Raw genomic sequence first — 16,060 nt, forward strand, 5'->3', positions numbered from 1 at the left:
GGAGGATGTGCCCGACGTGTCGGTCGAGGAGGTCGAGGTGGGGGGTGCGTCGATGGTCCCGGTCGCGCACCCCGCCCCGGCCCATCGGCGGGCCCGCGCGACGGCATCTGTTCGGTATCAATTCGCCCAGGGCGTAGGGCAGACCTGGCGAAGAGGACGGAATCACGAGCCCGGCAGAGTACCGTCGGATAGCGAGACCGAGCGCCGTCGGCGTTGACGGTCCACAGCACCAGGCCCCGGAACCCTGCGGGGCCCCTGGCGAAGGGGAAGCACCTCGTGGCACGCATCGGAGACGGTGGCGACCTGCTCAAGTGCTCGTTCTGCGGCAAGTCGCAGAAGCAGGTGAAGAAGCTGATCGCCGGCCCAGGCGTGTACATCTGCGACGAGTGCATCGACCTGTGCAACGAGATCATCGAGGAGGAACTCGCCGAGACCTCCGAGGTGCGCTTCGAGGAACTCCCGAAGCCGCGCGAGATCTACGAGTTCCTGGACCAGTACGTGGTCGGCCAGGACCTCGCCAAGAAGGCGCTGTCGGTCGCCGTCTACAACCACTACAAGCGCGTCCAGGCCGGTGAGGCGGGCCGCAGCGGTGGCAACGGCCGCGAGGACGCCATCGAGCTGGCCAAGTCCAACATCCTGCTGCTGGGCCCCACCGGCTCCGGCAAGACGCTGCTGGCGCAGACCCTGGCCCGGATGCTGAACGTGCCGTTCGCGATCGCGGACGCCACCGCGCTGACCGAGGCCGGCTACGTCGGCGAGGACGTCGAGAACATCCTGCTCAAGCTGATCCAGGCGGCCGACTACGACGTCAAGAAGGCCGAGACCGGGATCATCTACATCGACGAGATCGACAAGGTCGCGCGCAAGAGCGAGAACCCGTCGATCACCCGGGACGTCTCCGGCGAGGGCGTGCAGCAGGCCCTGCTGAAGATCCTGGAGGGCACCACCGCCTCGGTGCCGCCGCAGGGCGGGCGCAAGCACCCGCACCAGGAGTTCATCCAGATCGACACCACCAACGTGCTGTTCATCGTCGGCGGCGCGTTCGCCGGCCTGGAGCGGATCATCGAGGGCCGCGCGGGTGCCAAGGGCATCGGCTTCGGCGCCAACATCCGCTCCAAGCGGGAGTCGGACGCCAGCGACCACTTCCGTCAGGTGATGCCCGAGGACCTGGTGAAGTTCGGCATGATCCCCGAGTTCATCGGCCGTCTGCCGGTGATCACCAGCGTGCACAACCTGGACCGCGAGGCGCTGCTCCAGATCCTCACCGAGCCGCGCAACGCGCTGGTCAAGCAGTACCGCAAGCTGTTCGAACTGGACGGCGTGGAGCTGGAGTTCTCCCGGGACGCGCTGGAGGCGATCGCCGACCAGGCGATCCTGCGCGGCACCGGCGCGCGCGGACTGCGGGCCATCATGGAGGAGGTGCTGATGTCCGTGATGTACGAGGTCCCCTCGCGCCAGGACGTCGCCCGCGTGGTGGTCACCGGTGACGTGGTCTCCAAGCACGCCATCCCCACCCTGGTGCCGCGCGACATGATCAAGCGCGAGCGCCGGGAGAAGAGCGCCTGACCCGAAGACCCGCATGCGAGAGGGGCCCCGCACCGGATCCGGATCCGGTGCGGGGCCCCTCCTCGTGCGCGCGGGCGTTACCTGGCGACCTTCATGGCGTCCCGGATCGCCCGGGTCCGCTCGGCGGCCTGGGTGACGGTGAGGGCCTGGGCGCCCCCGCCGGCGGAGACCTTGGTGAAGGTCACCCGGGCGTAGGTCGACTTGTCCGCCCAGATGCAGACCGTGGACTGGGTCTTGAGGGCCTGCAGCGTGTAGACGCCGCAGGAGAGCCGGCCGTTGGAGGCGTGGCCGTCCTGGGCCGGGAAATCGGCCAGCGGAGTGCTCCAGGCGAGGCCCGACCCGCCCTTCTTGGAGTCCTCGATGATCTGGCCGGGGTCGTTGATCGTCCCGTACAGGCCGGCCACGGAGATGCCGTCCGTCGGGTCGCCGCCCTTGTTGTAGGTGGCGACCACGACGTTGAGGTTGCTGCCGTACTTGTCGGCGTCCTTCGCCTCGGGCTTGGACGGGTCGACGGCCTCCTCCTTGGCGGTCTTCTGGACGTAGCCCTCCGGGAGGTTCTGCGGGGTGGAGATCTTGTAGCTGCCGCCGGAGTCGCTGCCGCCCGAGGCGCCGAGGAACTTCCAGGCGGCGAAGCCGCCGCCGCCCAGCACCAGCGCGCCGACGACCAGCGCGATCACCAGGCCGCCCTTGCCCTTGGGCTGGGGCGGCGGCGGGTAGCCCGGCTGCCCGTACGGCGCCTGCGGCGGCACACCGTACGGCTGCTGGGGCGCGCCGTAGGGCTGCTGCGGCGGCTGGCCGTACTGCGGCTGGCCGTACGGGGGCTGGGGTGCGCCGTAGGGCTGCTGGGGCGGCTGGCCGTACTGGGGCGGCTGCCCCCCGTACTGCGGCGGCTGGCCGCCGTAAGGCTGCGGCTGTCCCTGCGGGTACTGCTGTCCCTGGCCGTACATCTGCGTTCGTGCTCCCCCGCCGCACCCGCGGCCTGTCGTGGTGTCCGGTCGTTCCGGACCCGTCCGGTCCGCCGGACGGGTTTTCGGGCACGCTACCGCACGGTGCCGGGCGGGGGCCGTCCGGCGGCGGCCCGCCCGGGCGCGCCGGAAGTGGTTTCGTGACCCTCCCCCCTGTTACGTAAACTGTGCGTCGTGACCGACACGACGAACCAGCGCCCCGTGAGCACCTCTGCCGGGGACGAAGCAGCAACCCTCCCGACGACCTACACCCCCGCGGACGTAGAGGGCGAGCTGTACGAGCGCTGGGTAGACCGTGGGTACTTCGCCGCGGACGCGAACAGCGACAAGCCCGCGTACGCCATCGTCATCCCCCCGCCGAACGTCACCGGCGTCCTGCACCTGGGCCACGCCTTCCAGCACACGCTGATGGACGCGCTGACCCGCCGCAAGCGCATGCAGGGCTACGAGACGCTCTGGCTGCCCGGCATGGACCACGCCGGCATCGCCACCCAGAACAAGGTCGAGCAGCAGCTCGCCGAGGCCGGCTTGTCCCGGCACGACCTGGGCCGCGAGGCCTTCGTCGAGAAGGTCTGGGAGTGGAAGAAGAGCTACGGCGGCCGCATCCTCGGCCAGATGCGCCGCCTCGGCGACGGCGTGGACTGGTCGCGTGAGCGCTTCACCATGGACGAGGGCCTGTCCCAGGCCGTCCAGACCATCTTCAAGCGGCTCTTCGACGACGGCCTGATCTACCGCGCCGAGCGCATCATCAACTGGTGCCCGCGCTGCCTCACGGCGCTGTCCGACATCGAGGTCGAGCACGAGGACGTGCCGGGCGAGCTGGTCTCGATCCGCTACGGCGAGGGCGACGACTCGATCATCGTCGCCACCACCCGGGCCGAGACGATGCTGGGCGACACCGCGGTGGCCGTCCACCCCGAGGACGAGCGCTACAAGCACCTGGTCGGCCGCACCATCAAGCTGCCGCTGACCGACCGTGAGATCCCGGTCGTCGCGGACGAGCACGTCGCCCCGGAGTTCGGCACCGGCGCCGTCAAGGTGACGCCGGCCCACGACCCGAACGACTTCGCCATCGGCCAGCGCCACGACCTGCCCAACCTGTCCGTCATGGACGAGCGCGGTGCGATCACCGTGCACGGCCCCTTCCTCGGCATGGACCGGCTGGAGGCCCGTTCGGCCGTCGTCGGCGCGCTGCGCGAGCAGGGCCGGATCGTCGCCGAGAAGCGTCCGTACATGCACGCGGTCGGCCACTGCTCGCGCTGCCACACCGTGGTCGAGCCGCGGCTGTCGCTGCAGTGGTGGGTCAAGGTCGAGCCGCTGGCCAAGGCCGCCGGCGACGCCGTCCGCGACGGCAAGGTGGAGATCCACCCGAAGGAGCTGGAGCGCCGCTACTTCGACTGGGTCGACAACATGTACGACTGGTGCATCTCGCGCCAGCTCTGGTGGGGCCACCGGATCCCGGTCTGGTACGGCCCCGAGGGCGAGGTCGTCTGCGTCGGTCCGGACGAGCAGCCGCCGACCGGCGAGGGCTGGGTCCAGGACCCGGACGTCCTGGACACCTGGTTCTCCTCCGGCCTGTGGCCGTTCTCCACGCTCGGCTGGCCGGAGAAGACCGCCGACCTGGAGAAGTTCTACCCGACCGACGTCCTGGTGACGGGCCACGACATCATCTTCTTCTGGGTCGCCCGGATGATGATGTTCGGCCTGTACGCGATGGACGGCGAGGCGCCGTTCAAGACCGTCGCCCTGACCGGTCTGGTGCGCGACGAGTTCGGCAAGAAGATGTCGAAGTCCTCCGGCACCGCGGTCGACCCGCTGGACTGGATGGACGCCTACGGGGCCGACGCCGTCCGCTTCACCCTGGCCGGCGGTGCCAACCCGGGCGCCGACGTGCCGATCGGCGAGGACTGGGTCAAGGGCTCGCGCAACTTCTGCAACAAGATCTGGAACGCGACCCGCTTCGCGCTGATGAACGGCGCCACCGTCGAGGGCCCGCTGCCCGCGCCGGAGGAGATGACCGCGGTCGACCGCTGGATCCTGTCGCGGCTGAACGCCACCGTCGCCAAGGTGGACGCGCTGTACGACGACTTCCAGTTCGCCAAGGCCACGGACGCGCTGTACCACTTCGCCTGGGACGAGGTCTTCGACTGGTACGTCGAGCTCTCCAAGACCACCCTGGGCAAGGGCGGCCCGCAGGCGGACGCCTCGCGCCGGGTCCTCGGCGAGGTCCTGGACGTCACGCTGCGGCTGCTGCACCCGATCGTCCCGTTCGTCACCGAGGCGCTGTGGACGGCGCTCACCGGCGCCGAGTCACTGGTCGTGGCCGAGTGGCCGAAGGACAGCGGCTACCGTGACGCGGCCGCCGAGTCGGAGATCGCCACGCTCCAGCAGGTGGTCACCGAGGTCCGCCGGTTCCGTTCGGACCAGGGCCTCCAGCCCGCGCAGCGCGTCCCGGCCCGGCTGGAGCTGGCCGGCACCGTGCCGGCCGTCCACGAGAACGCGATCCGCTCGCTGCTGCGGCTGACCGTCCCCGAGGAGGGCTTCGCGGCCACCGCCTCGCTGCCGGTCGCCGGCGCCACCGTCGCGCTGGACCTCTCCGGCACGATCGACGTCGCGGCCGAGCGCAAGCGCCTGGCCAAGGACCTCGCGGCCGCCGAGAAGGAGAAGGCCCAGACCACCGCCAAGCTCGGCAACGAGGCGTTCCTCGCCAAGGCGCCGGACGAGGTGGTCGCCAAGATCCGGGGCCGTCAGGAGGCCGCCGAGGCCGACATCGCCCGGATCACCGCCCAGCTCGCGGCGCTGCCGCAGGGCTGAGCCGCCGGTTTCGCCGAAGGGGCCGTACTCCGCGACGCGCGGGGTGCGGCCCTCGGCGTTTTCCGGGGCTGCCTTCCGGGCCGCTTTCGCTACGCCTAATAGCCCAGCAACATTGCTCCCTTCCGGCTAATTATCATCCTGCGACCGGGTGAGGTCCTATTCCGAGCGAATTGATTCCGGTCTTGCCCGCGCGCGTTCGCAGAAGTTTGCAGGTCAGCTGTGTACCGTGTGCACGGAGTTTCCGAATGGGCGTTTTTGCTGAGCGACGGACGGGAGGGCACGGCGTGGTGGTGACCGAGGAGTTGGCCGACGAACTGCCTGCCGAGGCGGTCGAGGAGGCCAAGGCCAGGGCGGCGACCCTGCTGCTCGCGTTCCGGCACGGCAACCAGATCGCGTTCGACCACGAGCTGGACCTGCTGTTCGCCGAGCACGCCGAGCGCGAGGTGACCACCCTGCTCGCCTGGATCGCCGCCGAGGCCGTCCGCAAGGCGTACGCCCCCGAGGTCGGCGACAAGGTGCTGCGGGCGATGGCCCGGCGTGCCCCCGAGGACACCGGTGCGGTCGAGGTGGACGAGGAGACCGCGAACGCCGCCCAGTTGATCGAGGCGGTGGCGGCCGGCGAGGTGGCCGAGGTCCGCGGCCTGGTGGCGGCGACGCCCGACACCACCTTCCTGCTGGGCGGTCTGCTGCAGGGCGTCGCGATGATGCTGCCGCTGCTGCCCGACGGTGAACTGGCCGAGATCACGGCCGAGTTGCGTCGTCGGCACGGCGGTGCCGCGCACGTGCCGGAGGCCCGGGCCGGGGTCTGACCCCGGCCCGGGCCTCCGGCAGGCCGGTCGCGCCGGTTACGGCATGGCGTGCAGGTGCGAACCGATGGTGTTCGCGACCGGGTTGCCCGCCTTGGCGTCCCAGTTGGTCGACCAGGTCATCGCGCCGCCGATGCCCGGCCAGGTGGCGTCCGGCTTGTAGCTGCCGCAATTGGTGCCGGAGGCGAGGCAGTCCAGCGCGCTGTTGACCGTGCCGGCGGCGAGGTACCCGCCGCCCGCGGCGCTGGTGGAGGCCGGCACCCCGAGGCCCACCTGGTCGGGCCGCAGCCCTCCCTTGAGCTGGATGCAGGCCAGCGCGGTGAGGAAGTTCTCGGTGCCCTGCGAGTAGACGTTCCCGTCGCAGCCGTTCATCGCACCGGAGTTGTAGTACTGCATGTTGACGATGGTGAGGATGTCCTTCACGTTCAGCGCCAGCTTGAAGTACTCCATGCCGGTCGACTGCATGTCGATCGTCTGCGGGGCCATGGTGAGGATGAACCCGCTTCCCGCCTTCGCCGCCAGGGCGTGCAGGGCCTGGCCCATGTAGGTGGAGCTGATGCCGTTCTCCAGGTCGATGTCGATCCCGTCGAAGCCGTAACTCTGCATCAGCGCCCAGGCGGTGCCGGTGAAGTTCGCGGCGGAGGCGGAATCGCCCACCCAGACCGTGCCGTTCTGCCCGCCGACGGAGAGCACCACGCGCTTCCCGGCCGCCCGCTTCGCCGCGATGTCGGCCTTGAACTGGGCGTCGGTGTAGCCGCCGAGGCGGGAGGAGAGGGTGGGGTCGAGGGTGAAGCCCAGGCCGCCGCGGGTGGCGGTGGCGTCCGCGAAGGAGACCGCGATGATGTCGTAGGCGGCCGGGACGTCGCTGATCCGCTGGACGGTGGCGCCGTTGTCGAAGTTCTGCCAGTAGCCGGTGAGGATGTGCTTGGGCAGGTTCGGCGGCCTGCCGGTGGACGTGGCGGTGGGGGAGGGGCTGCCGGTGTCCGTGGCGGTGGGCGTCGGGCTGGGCGAGGCCGTGGCGGTCGGGCTCGGTGACGGCTGCGGTCCGCCGGGCCCGAGCAGCGAGACGTCGTCGGCGGCGAAGGCCGGCTGCCCGTACCAGCCGTGCAGGTAGACGGTGACGCTGGTGGTGTTCGGGCCGGTGGTGAAGCTCGTGCTCAGTCGGGTCCAGCCGGTGCCGCCGGGGGTCCAGGTGCTCGGGTCGGTGCCGCCGGTGCCGCGGGCGCCCAGGTAGACGTACGAGCCCTGGACCCAGGAGCTCAGGGTGTACGAGGAGGAGGGCTTCACCAGGACGGTCTGGGTGCACTCGCCGGTGTCGACGCCGCCCGGGGTGGACTGCAGGGCGTACGTGCCGGAGTGGGTGGTGGTGCTCTGGACCGTGCCGCTCGAACAGGTCCAGCCGGACAGGTTCCCGGTCTCGAAGCCGCCGTTGGTGATCAGGTCGGTGTCGGCGGCGTGGGCTCCGGTGCCGCCGGCGAGTACGAGGCCGCTCAGGCCGACGGCGACGGCGCTCGCACCGGCGAGCAGCGAGTGGACGGCGCGGGTGCGCCGGTGTCGGGCAGGTGGCATGACTCCATCTCCAGTGGGGGAGGGCCCGGCGGCGCCTCGTGGGGGAGGAACGCCGTCCGGGGTGTCGATGGTGCGCTTGCGGGAGCTACCGACAACTCAAGTCCCGGTCGGGAACGGAGACTTGCCTCACAAGGTGGAGTAGACCAATTCTGCTGTCAAGGGGGCGTCAGGCGGCCGGTGGCACCGCCTCGGCTTCTGCGGGCGCGGCGATCGCCGCGGTCAGCGCGGCGATCCGGGCCGAGGCCAGGCCGTCGCCGTACGGGCTCGGGGTGGCCGCCAGCCGGGCGAGCCGCTCGGAGGAGTCGGAGAGCCAGGCGCGGGCCAGGGAGCCCAGCTCCTCGCCGGGCCGCACGAGAGCGGCGAAGCCGGCCGCCATCGCCTCCGGTCGCTCGGTGGAGCGGCGCACCACCAGCAGCGGGCGGCCGAGCACGGTGCACTCCTCCTGCACGCCGCCGGAGTCGGAGACCAGCAGCGCCGCGTGGCCGGCCAGGCCCAGGAAGTCGCCGTAGCCGACCGGGCCGGTGACGGCGAGGCGCTCCAGCAGGCCGTCCAGGCCGAAGCGCTCGACGGCGGCCCGGGTGCGCGGGTGCATCGGGAACAGCACCGGGGTGCCGGCCCGGGCGATCCGGTCCAGCTCGGCGAGCACCGCGCCGAGCGCCTCGGCGGTGTCGGTGTTCTCCGGACGGTGCACGGTGGCCAGCACGTACGCGTCCGGGCGTAGCCCGTGCGCGGCGAGCAGCGCGGCGCGGGCGGCCTCGTCCGGCAGCTGACGGCGGACCACCTCGACGACGGTGTTGCCGGTGAGCTCGATCCGCTCCTCGGCCAGCGACTCGGCGCGCAGGTTGGCGACGTTCTCCCCGGTGGCGGCGCAGAGCAGGTCGGAGACGTGGTCGACCATCACCCGGTTGTGCTCCTCGGGCATCGCCCGGTCGAAGCTGCGCAGCCCGGCCTCGACGTGGACCAGCGGGATCTCCCGGGCGTTGGCGGCCAGCGCCCCGGCCAGGGTGGCGTTGGTGTCGCCCTGGACGACCACGGCGGCGGGGCGGTCCTCGGCGAAGGCGGCGTCCAGCTGGCCCAGCGACCGGGCGATCTGGCCGGCCCGGGGGCGGCCGCCGACGCCGGTGAGCAGCTCGGGCTCGGGCAGGTCGAGGTCGCGCAGGAAGCGGCCGGACATCGCCTCGTCCCAGTGCTGGCCGGTGTGCACCAGCCGGGTGGCGTCGCCGAGTTCGTGGATCAGCGGGGCGAGTTTGACCAGCTCGGGGCGGGTGCCGAGGACGACGGCGACGCTGGACGGGGGCAGGCACGTGCTCATGCGGGACTCCGGTCGGGACGTGGTGCGTGGGGGAGGCGTGGGGGCGGCTCAGGACTCGAGCGCGGTGGGGGCACCGAGGGCGACCTTCTCGGCGTTGCGGCGGGTCTTGGCCCAGCCGTTGCGGCCGAGCAGCATCCGGACCGCGGCCCGGGTGGCGACCACGAACAGGTGGTAGGCGTAGAGCCAGACCAGCAGGCCCCAGAGCAGCGCCGTCAGCCGGCCGCGGTCGGGGTGGGCGGTCCTGCGGTAGGCGAAGCCCCAGAACACCATCGGCAGCGTGGCGAGCACGAAGACGAGCAGCATCCACGGGCCGAACCTGAGCTGGAACTCGGCGGTCTCCTCGGGGAAGAGCACCGCCCCGGCACCGGTGATCCCGAGCGAGAGCGGGAAGAGCAGCACCAGCAGCACGCAGACCACCGGCTGGAGGAAGGTGTACAGCACCTCGGCCTTGCCGGAGAGGGTGTAGTGCGGCGAGCGCAGCACCCGGCCGGTGTAGCGCAGGCACTGCATGTTGCCCTGGGCCCAGCGGGTGCGCTGGGTGAGGAAGCGGCGCACCGAGATCAGGCCCTCCTGGGAGACCTGGGCCTCGGTGACGTGGGTGAGCCGCCAGCCGGCCAGCCGCAGGTCGAGGCCGGACTCGTAGTCCTCCAGCAGGGCGCGCTCCGGCCAGGGGCGGCCGGCCCGGCCCTCCTCGGCGGTCAGCGAGTCGAGGGCGGTGAGGCGGACGAACTGGCCGTTGCCGCCGAGGCCGACGCTGCCGGTGCGGCGGCGCAGCAGCTGCATGCCGGTGTTGGTGGCCTGGAACTCGACGTCCTGCATCCGCACCAGGGCGCGGGCCAGGGCGTTGGCCGCCCGGCCGCGGCCGGGCAGCGGGAGCTCGTCGTCGGCGTTGCGCATCCGGACGCCGATCTGGACGGCGCCGGTGTCGGGCCGGCCGAGCGCCCTGGCGTTGCAGACCTGGGCGAGGGTGCCCGGGTCGAGCTGCCCGTCGGCGTCGACCACGCCGATCACCACCCGGGAGCGGTCCGCGTCCTCGGGCAGCCAGGCGGAGATCTCCCGGTAGGCGGCGTTGAGGGCGGCGCCCTTGCCGATCCGGGCGTGCGGGCGGCGGCGCTGGACCAGGTGCACCCGCGGGTCGCGGGCCGCGGCGGCGAGCACCAGCTCGCGGGTGGCGTCCTCGCTGTCGTCGTCGATCACCCAGAGGTGGGCCTCGGGCGCGGCGGCCCGCAGGCCGTCCAGGGTCTGGGTGACCACGGCCTCCTCGTCGCGGCAGGGGATGACCAGGTGCCAGCGGAAGGCGGTGGGGTCGCCGGGTTCGGCGGGGCGGTTGTGTCGGAAGGCGTGCCGGGAGCCCGCCCAGTACACGAGGAAGCGTCCGAAGACGAGGGCCATGTAGCCGACGAGGGCCAGCGAGATCAGTCCCGCGACCCAGACGACGGCGTCCTGGCGGAGCACGATCCAGTCGTGCAGGGCGTCAGGCATGGTGCGATGCTCCTCGTGATCAAAGGTAGAAGGCTCCTATTGGCTGCGAATCGATGCTTCATTGCGGGTCAAATCGCCAAATCAATAGTAAAGGGACAAAACTAGATGATCATGGAAAAGAACGGGCAAAGTGGTCGTTCTCACCCCGTGAGGAGGACCCGTCGGCGCTCCGTAGACTGTGGTCGTGAGCGACAAGGCCGACCCGAACCCGTACACCATCCGCCCCGTCGACGGCGGCACCGGCGACGCCCTGCGCGACGTCGAGGTGGAGCTCTCCGAGCGCTGGCCGGAGAACAAGCTGGAGCCCTCGCTCGACCGGATCGAGGCGCTGATGGACATCCTGGGCCAGCCCCAGCGGTCCTTCCCCTCCATCCACATCACCGGCACCAACGGCAAGACCTCCACCGCCCGGATGATCGAGCAGCTGCTCAACACCTTCGAGCTGCGCACCGGCCGCTACACCAGCCCCCACGTGGAGTCCGTCACCGAGCGGATCAGCCTGGACGGCGCCCCGATCACCCCCGAGCGCTTCGTCGAGGTCTACCGCGACATCGAGCCCTACGTGCAGATGGTCGACGCGGCCCAGCCGGTGCCGATGTCCTTCTTCGAGGTGCTGACCGGCATGGCCTACGCAGCCTTCGCCGACGCCCCGGTGGACGTCGCCGTGGTCGAGGTCGGCATGGGCGGCTCCTGGGACGCCACCAACGTCATCGACGCCGCCGTCGCGGTGATCACCCCGATCGGACTGGACCACACCGACAAGCTCGGCGAGACCACCGGTGAGATCGCGGGCGAGAAGTCCGGGATCATCAAGTCCGGCTCCGTCGCCGTCGTCGCCCAGCAGCAGCTGGACGCCGCCCAGACCATCCTGCGCCGCGCCGTCGAGGTGGACGCCACGGTCGCCCGCGAGGGCATGGAGTTCGGCGTGATCCGCCGCGAACTCGCCGTCGGCGGCCAGCTGGTGACGCTGCGCGGACTCGGCGGCGAGGAGTACGAGGACGTCTTCATCCCGCTGCACGGCGAGTACCAGGCGCACAACGCGGCCCTCGCCCTCGCCGCGGTCGAGGCCTTCTTCGGCGTCGGCGGCGCGCGCGGCGGGCAGCTGGACGTGGAGAAGATCCGCCAGGCCTTCTCCGGCGTCTCCTCGCCGGGCCGCCTGGAGGTCGTCCGCCGCAGCCCCACGATCATCCTGGACGCCGCCCACAACCCGCACGGAGCCCGCGCCACCGTGGCCGCGCTCACCGAGTCCTTCGGCTTCACCCGCCTCGTCGGCGTGATCGGCACCTCCGGGGACAAGGACGTGGCCGGCGTACTGGAGGCCTTCGAGCCGATCCTGGCCGAGGTCGTCATCACCCAGAACTCCACCCACCGCGCGATGGACGTCGACGCGCTCGCCGCCCTGGCCGTCGAGGTCTTCGGCGAGGACCGCGTCCAGGTCGAGCCCCGGCTCGACGACGCCATCGCCGCCGCCGTCACCCTCGCCGAGGAGGAGGGCGACCTCGGTGGCGCCGGGGTGCTGGTCACCGGTTCGGTCATCACGGTGGGCGAGGCCCGCCTGCTGCTCGGGAGGAAGTGACATGAGGACGCTCTGCTCCTCGACGCTGATCGGCGAAGCGCTCCTGATCATGTTCGCGGCGCTGGTCGCGATGAGGCTCTCCGACGTCTCCACCGGGGAGATCTGGACGGTCAGCGGCATCGCGATGGCCCTGTGCATCGCGCTCTGCGGCATGATCAACCGCCCCGGCGCGGTGCAGATCGGCTGGGCGCTGCAGATCGGACTGATCGCCGCCGGCTTCATCCTGCCGACCATGTTCGGCCTCGGCGTGGTCTTCGCCGGCCTGTGGTGGTGCTCGGTGCACTACGGCCGCAAGGTGGACGACTTCAAGGCCGCCCGGGCCGCCGCCGTACACCCCTGAGGCCCGGACCGGCCGACCGACACGCCGTGTGCGCAAGGTAGCCTCTGCCCTGTCGGCACCGCTTGTCGACCCGACTGTCTGCCGAACCGAATCCCCAGGAGACGCACCGTGTCCCAGCGCACTCTCGTCCTGCTCAAGCCCGACGCCGTCCGCCGCGGCCTGGCCGGCGAGATCATCAGCCGCATCGAGCGCAAGGCCGGCTGGCGCTTCGCCGCCATCGAGCTGCGCACCTTCGACCGGGCGACGCTGGAGCAGCACTACGCGGAGCACGTCGGCCGCCCGTTCTACGAGCCGCTGCTGGAGTTCATGACCTCCGGTCCGTCGATCGCGCTGATCGTCGAGGGCGAGGAGGTCGTCAGGGGCATCCGCATGCTGGCCGGCGCCACCAACCCGCTGGAGGCCGGGGCCGGCACCATCCGCGGCGACTACGCGACGATCACCCGCGAGAACCTGATCCACGCCTCCGACTCCCCCGAGTCCGCCGAGCGCGAGATCAAGATCTTCTTCCCCGCGCACGCCTGATCCGGCGAGCCGGAACCGGGCGACACGCCCGGGGGACGTTAGTACCGCCCCGGTCGGGACCATTGGCCCGGCCGGGGCATTCTTATCGTGAAATAGGGAACTGGCGGCGCCGACACGGCGTCCCAATCCTCGGAGAAGCGATCACGCCCCGGACAATGGACGGTATGCCCCACGTCGATGTCCGTACCGCGCGGCGTGACTACGATGGACGCGACTCAAGGGCCCGGTAAGGCAGCTCAGCTGGTCTCCGCCCAAGCGTGGGCGCGCATTCGTCCACCCCCCATGAACTCCGAGCCCGGGAAGGCACCCACACCCCATGGCGAGCAACCTGTCGTTCATCGGCCGCGACTTGGCGATCGACCTCGGAACAGCCAACACGCTGGTGTACGTCAGGGGCAAGGGCATCGTCCTGAACGAGCCGTCCGTCGTCGCGGTGAACACCAACACCGGCGGGATCCTCGCCGTCGGCGCCGAGGCCAAGAAGATGATCGGCCGGACCCCGGGCAACATCGTCGCCATCCGCCCGCTCAAGGACGGCGTGATCGCCGACTTCGAGATCACCGAGCGGATGCTGCGGTACTTCATCCTCAAGATCCACCGCCGCCGCTACCTCGCCCGCCCCCGCGTCGTGGTCTGCGTGCCCTCCGGCATCACCGGCGTCGAGCGCCGCGCCGTCATCGAGGCCTCCTCCCAGGCCGGCGCCCGCCAGGTGCACATCATCGAGGAGCCGATGGCCGCCGCCATCGGCGCCGGCCTGCCCGTCCACGAGGCCACCGGCAACATGGTCGTCGACATCGGCGGCGGCACCACCGAGGTCGCCGTGATCTCCCTCGGCGGCATCGTCACCGCCCAGTCCATCCGGGTGGCCGGCGACGAACTGGACAACGCGATCGTCCAGCACATCAAGAAGGAGTACTCGCTGCTCCTCGGCGAGCGCAGCGCCGAGCAGATCAAGATGAGCATCGGCAGCGCCTTCGGCCTCGAGGGCGAGAAGGACGAGCACGCCGAGATCCGCGGCCGCGACCTGGTCAGCGGCCTGCCCAAGACCGTCGTCATCTCCGCCGCCGAGGTCCGCGAGGCCATCGACGAGCCGGTCAACGCGATCATCGACGCGGTCAAGACCACCCTCGACCAGTGCCCGCCCGAGCTGGCCGGCGACGTCATGGACCGCGGCATCGTGCTCACCGGCGGCGGCGCCCTGCTGCGCGGACTGGACGAGCGGCTGCGCCGCGAGACCGGCATGCCGATCCACATCGCGGAGAACCCGCTCGACTCCGTCGCGCTCGGCTCCGGCAAGTGCGTCGAGGAGTTCGAGGCGCTCCAGCAGGTACTCGACGCCTCACCGCGTCGTTGACAGGTCGCCGCACCACCGCTACCACGCGTCACATCCGACACTCGACTGAACGGGCCGCCGCCCGGGCCCCACGGCCCCGGGCGGCGGCCGGGTACGAAGGGGCAGTACCAGCACCGTGAGGGACACACGAGAGAGCCGGCTGCTGCTGATCCTGCTGGTGGCCGTCGCCTTCGCGCTGATCACCGTGGACATCAAGGGCGGTGAGGACTCCCCGCTCGGCCCGGCCCGGCACGCCGCCGCCCGCGTCCTCGGACCGGTCGAGCGCGGCGCCGCCACCGTCGTCGACCCGGTCGCCGACACCGTCCGCGCCTTCCGGGACGCGGCCACCGACAGCGGCCGCACCGACCAGCTCGCCCGCGAGAACACCGAACTGCGGCAGAAGCTCGCCTCCTCCGACATGGCCGCCGGGCGCACCAAGCAACTGGACGACCTGCTGCGCACCGCCGGCTCCGGCGGCTACACCGTCAAGGCCGCCCAGGTCATCGCGATCGGCCCGGCCCAGGGCTTCTCCTGGACCATCACCATCGACGCAGGCAGCGACGACGGCCTCACCCGCGACATGACGGTGATCAACGGCCAGGGCCTGGTCGGCCGGATCACCACCGTCGCCCCGACCACCGCCACCGTGCTGCTCGCCTCCGACCCCGGCTTCTCGGCCGGCACCCGGCTGGAGGGCACCGGCGAGATCGGCTTCGCCTCCGGCGGCGGCGACAGCCCGATGAAGGTCTCCCTGCTCAACGGCAAGGCCCAGGTCAAGGCCGGCGACCGACTGGTCACCTTCGGCTCGCAGAGCGGCCGCCCGTTCGTGCCCGGCGTCCCGGTCGGCAAGGTCACCGAGGTCCAGGCCAACGCCGGCCAGCTGACCAAGACCGTCCTGGTCGAGCCCTTCGTCCAGTTCACCCGGCTGGACCTGGTCGGCGTGGTGGTCGTGCCGCCGCGCACCGACCCGCGCGACGCCGTCCTGCCGCCGGCGCCCGCCCCGGGCCAGCCGGCCGCCGCGCCGGGCCAGGTCCCGGCCGCGCTCCCCGGCCAGGCCCCGGCCGTCGTGCCCGCCGCCCCGCCCGCACAGCCCACTGGGGGGAACTGAGCCATGCGCCTCGCCCGCATCCCCGTCTCCGCCGGCCTCGTCCTGTTCGGCCTGATCCTCCAGGTCAGCGTCTTCGGCCGGCTCCAGCTCCCGGGAGCCACTCCGGACATACTGCTGCTCGTCGTGGTCGGCCTCGCCATGGTCTACGGGCCCACCGGCGGCTGCCTGGTCGGCTTCTTCGGGGGACTGCTGGCCGACCTCGCGCCGCCCTCCGACCACGCGATCGGCCGCTACGCGCTGGTGCTCTGCCTGATGGGCTACGCCGCCGGACTGCTGCGCCCGGACCACGGCCGCCAGCGCTCGGTGGCCGGCTCGCTGGTCGTGGTCGGCGTCGCGGCGGTCGCCTCCACCCTGCTCTACGCGATGGTCGGCGCCCTGGTCGGCGACACCGCGGCCCGGCACGTCGGCCTCGGCGGACTGGTGATCAGCGCCCTGCTCTACGACCTGCTGCTGGCGCCCTTCGTGGTGCCGCTGGTGATGTACCTCGGCCGCCGCTTCGGGCGCGACCCGGTGACCGCCGCGGACGACGACGAGGGCGGCTCCGGCCTGGGCACGCTGTCCCGCTACCGGACCACCCGCGAGACCTCCTCCGGCCCGTCGTACAAGAAGCGGCGCGTGCCCGGCTTCGCCCGCCGCCCGTAACCGGCCCGGCCCCGACCACCCGACC

General features: G+C 71.6%; 13 protein-coding genes. 9 read left to right on the forward strand and 4 right to left on the reverse strand.

The genetic code is table 11. The features are described from left to right. Window positions 1-276 precede the first annotated feature (276 nt). Window positions 277-1,566 (forward strand): ATP-dependent Clp protease ATP-binding subunit ClpX, encoded by a 1,290-nt coding sequence (gene clpX / locus ACWDBB_RS25210; protein ID WP_045696864.1) that lies wholly within the window; start codon window positions 277-279, stop codon window positions 1,564-1,566. A 77-nt stretch (window positions 1,567-1,643) separates the two neighbouring features. Here the strand turns inward: clpX and ACWDBB_RS25215 are convergent, their stop codons facing one another. Next, window positions 1,644-2,513: a hypothetical protein gene (locus tag ACWDBB_RS25215; RefSeq protein WP_449791766.1), complete on the reverse strand. Its 870-nt coding sequence runs from the start codon at window positions 2,511-2,513 to the stop codon at window positions 1,644-1,646. Window positions 2,514-2,705: 192 nt separating this feature from the next. On the opposite strand from ACWDBB_RS25215, the gene ACWDBB_RS25220 reads away from it, so the two are divergent. Together ACWDBB_RS25220 and ACWDBB_RS25225 are read left to right on the forward strand one after the other, a co-directional pair. Beyond that, complete coding sequence (locus ACWDBB_RS25220; RefSeq protein ID WP_449791767.1) at window positions 2,706-5,345, forward strand: valine--tRNA ligase; 2,640 nt, start codon at window positions 2,706-2,708, stop codon at window positions 5,343-5,345. 284 nt (window positions 5,346-5,629) lie between these two features. Beyond that, on the forward strand, window positions 5,630-6,154 hold the full coding sequence (locus ACWDBB_RS25225; protein ID WP_449791768.1) for a hypothetical protein: 525 nt from the start codon (window positions 5,630-5,632) through the stop codon (window positions 6,152-6,154). Between the two features lie 36 nt (window positions 6,155-6,190). Here the strand turns inward: ACWDBB_RS25225 and ACWDBB_RS25230 are convergent, their stop codons facing one another. The 3 genes from ACWDBB_RS25230 to ACWDBB_RS25240 all read right to left on the reverse strand — a co-directional run bounded on the left by ACWDBB_RS25230 (window position 6,191) and on the right by ACWDBB_RS25240 (window position 10,514). Next, window positions 6,191-7,720, reverse strand: coding sequence for a chitinase (locus tag ACWDBB_RS25230; protein WP_449791769.1), 1,530 nt, complete (start codon window positions 7,718-7,720; stop codon window positions 6,191-6,193). Between the two features lie 166 nt (window positions 7,721-7,886). Continuing rightward, on the reverse strand, window positions 7,887-9,032 hold the full coding sequence (gene wecB / locus ACWDBB_RS25235) for a non-hydrolyzing UDP-N-acetylglucosamine 2-epimerase (RefSeq protein WP_449791770.1): 1,146 nt from the start codon (window positions 9,030-9,032) through the stop codon (window positions 7,887-7,889). 48 nt (window positions 9,033-9,080) lie between these two features. After that, window positions 9,081-10,514, reverse strand: a complete 1,434-nt coding sequence (locus ACWDBB_RS25240) for a glycosyltransferase family 2 protein (protein WP_449791771.1) — start codon at window positions 10,512-10,514, stop codon at window positions 9,081-9,083. Between the two features lie 184 nt (window positions 10,515-10,698). Between ACWDBB_RS25240 and folC the strand changes: the two genes are divergently transcribed. The 6 genes from folC (at window position 10,699) to mreD (ending at window position 16,035) form a co-directional block, all read left to right on the forward strand. Next, complete coding sequence (folC, locus tag ACWDBB_RS25245) at window positions 10,699-12,090, forward strand: bifunctional tetrahydrofolate synthase/dihydrofolate synthase (RefSeq protein WP_449791772.1); 1,392 nt, start codon at window positions 10,699-10,701, stop codon at window positions 12,088-12,090. Between the two features lies 1 nt (window position 12,091). Beyond that, a complete protein-coding gene (locus tag ACWDBB_RS25250) occupies window positions 12,092-12,430 on the forward strand; it encodes a DUF4233 domain-containing protein (protein WP_449791773.1) in 339 nt (112 codons plus the stop codon). A gap of 108 nt (window positions 12,431-12,538) precedes the next feature. Beyond that, window positions 12,539-12,952 carry a nucleoside-diphosphate kinase gene (gene ndk, locus ACWDBB_RS25255; RefSeq protein ID WP_030233800.1) on the forward strand — a complete coding sequence of 138 codons (414 nt, stop codon included), beginning with the start codon at window positions 12,539-12,541 and terminating at the stop codon, window positions 12,950-12,952. A 328-nt stretch (window positions 12,953-13,280) separates the two neighbouring features. Continuing rightward, the gene (locus tag ACWDBB_RS25260; protein ID WP_049648984.1) at window positions 13,281-14,306 is read left to right on the forward strand and encodes a rod shape-determining protein; all 1,026 of its coding nucleotides are present in this window, start codon (window positions 13,281-13,283) and stop codon (window positions 14,304-14,306) included. Window positions 14,307-14,421: 115 nt separating this feature from the next. Continuing rightward, window positions 14,422-15,393: a rod shape-determining protein MreC gene (gene mreC / locus ACWDBB_RS25265; protein WP_449791774.1), complete on the forward strand. Its 972-nt coding sequence runs from the start codon at window positions 14,422-14,424 to the stop codon at window positions 15,391-15,393. A gap of 3 nt (window positions 15,394-15,396) precedes the next feature. Further along, the gene (mreD, locus tag ACWDBB_RS25270; protein WP_449791775.1) at window positions 15,397-16,035 is read left to right on the forward strand and encodes a rod shape-determining protein MreD; all 639 of its coding nucleotides are present in this window, start codon (window positions 15,397-15,399) and stop codon (window positions 16,033-16,035) included. Window positions 16,036-16,060: the final 25 nt, after the last annotated feature.

It is taken from the genome of Kitasatospora sp. NPDC001095, assembly GCF_053598615.1.

Bases quoted from the DNA above. Each gene is read 5' to 3' on its own strand.
- ACWDBB_RS25215 (WP_449791766.1), bottom strand. From the start codon at position 2,513: ATGTACGGCCAGGGACAGCAGTACCCGCAGGGACAGCCGCAGCCTTAC.
- ACWDBB_RS25230 (WP_449791769.1), bottom strand. From the start codon at position 7,720: ATGCCACCTGCCCGACACCGGCGCACCCGCGCCGTCCACTCGCTGCTC.
- wecB (WP_449791770.1), bottom strand. From the start codon at position 9,032: ATGAGCACGTGCCTGCCCCCGTCCAGCGTCGCCGTCGTCCTCGGCACC.
- ACWDBB_RS25240 (WP_449791771.1), bottom strand. From the start codon at position 10,514: ATGCCTGACGCCCTGCACGACTGGATCGTGCTCCGCCAGGACGCCGTC.
- ACWDBB_RS25250 (WP_449791773.1), top strand. From the start codon at position 12,092: ATGAGGACGCTCTGCTCCTCGACGCTGATCGGCGAAGCGCTCCTGATC.
- mreD (WP_449791775.1), top strand. From the start codon at position 15,397: ATGCGCCTCGCCCGCATCCCCGTCTCCGCCGGCCTCGTCCTGTTCGGC.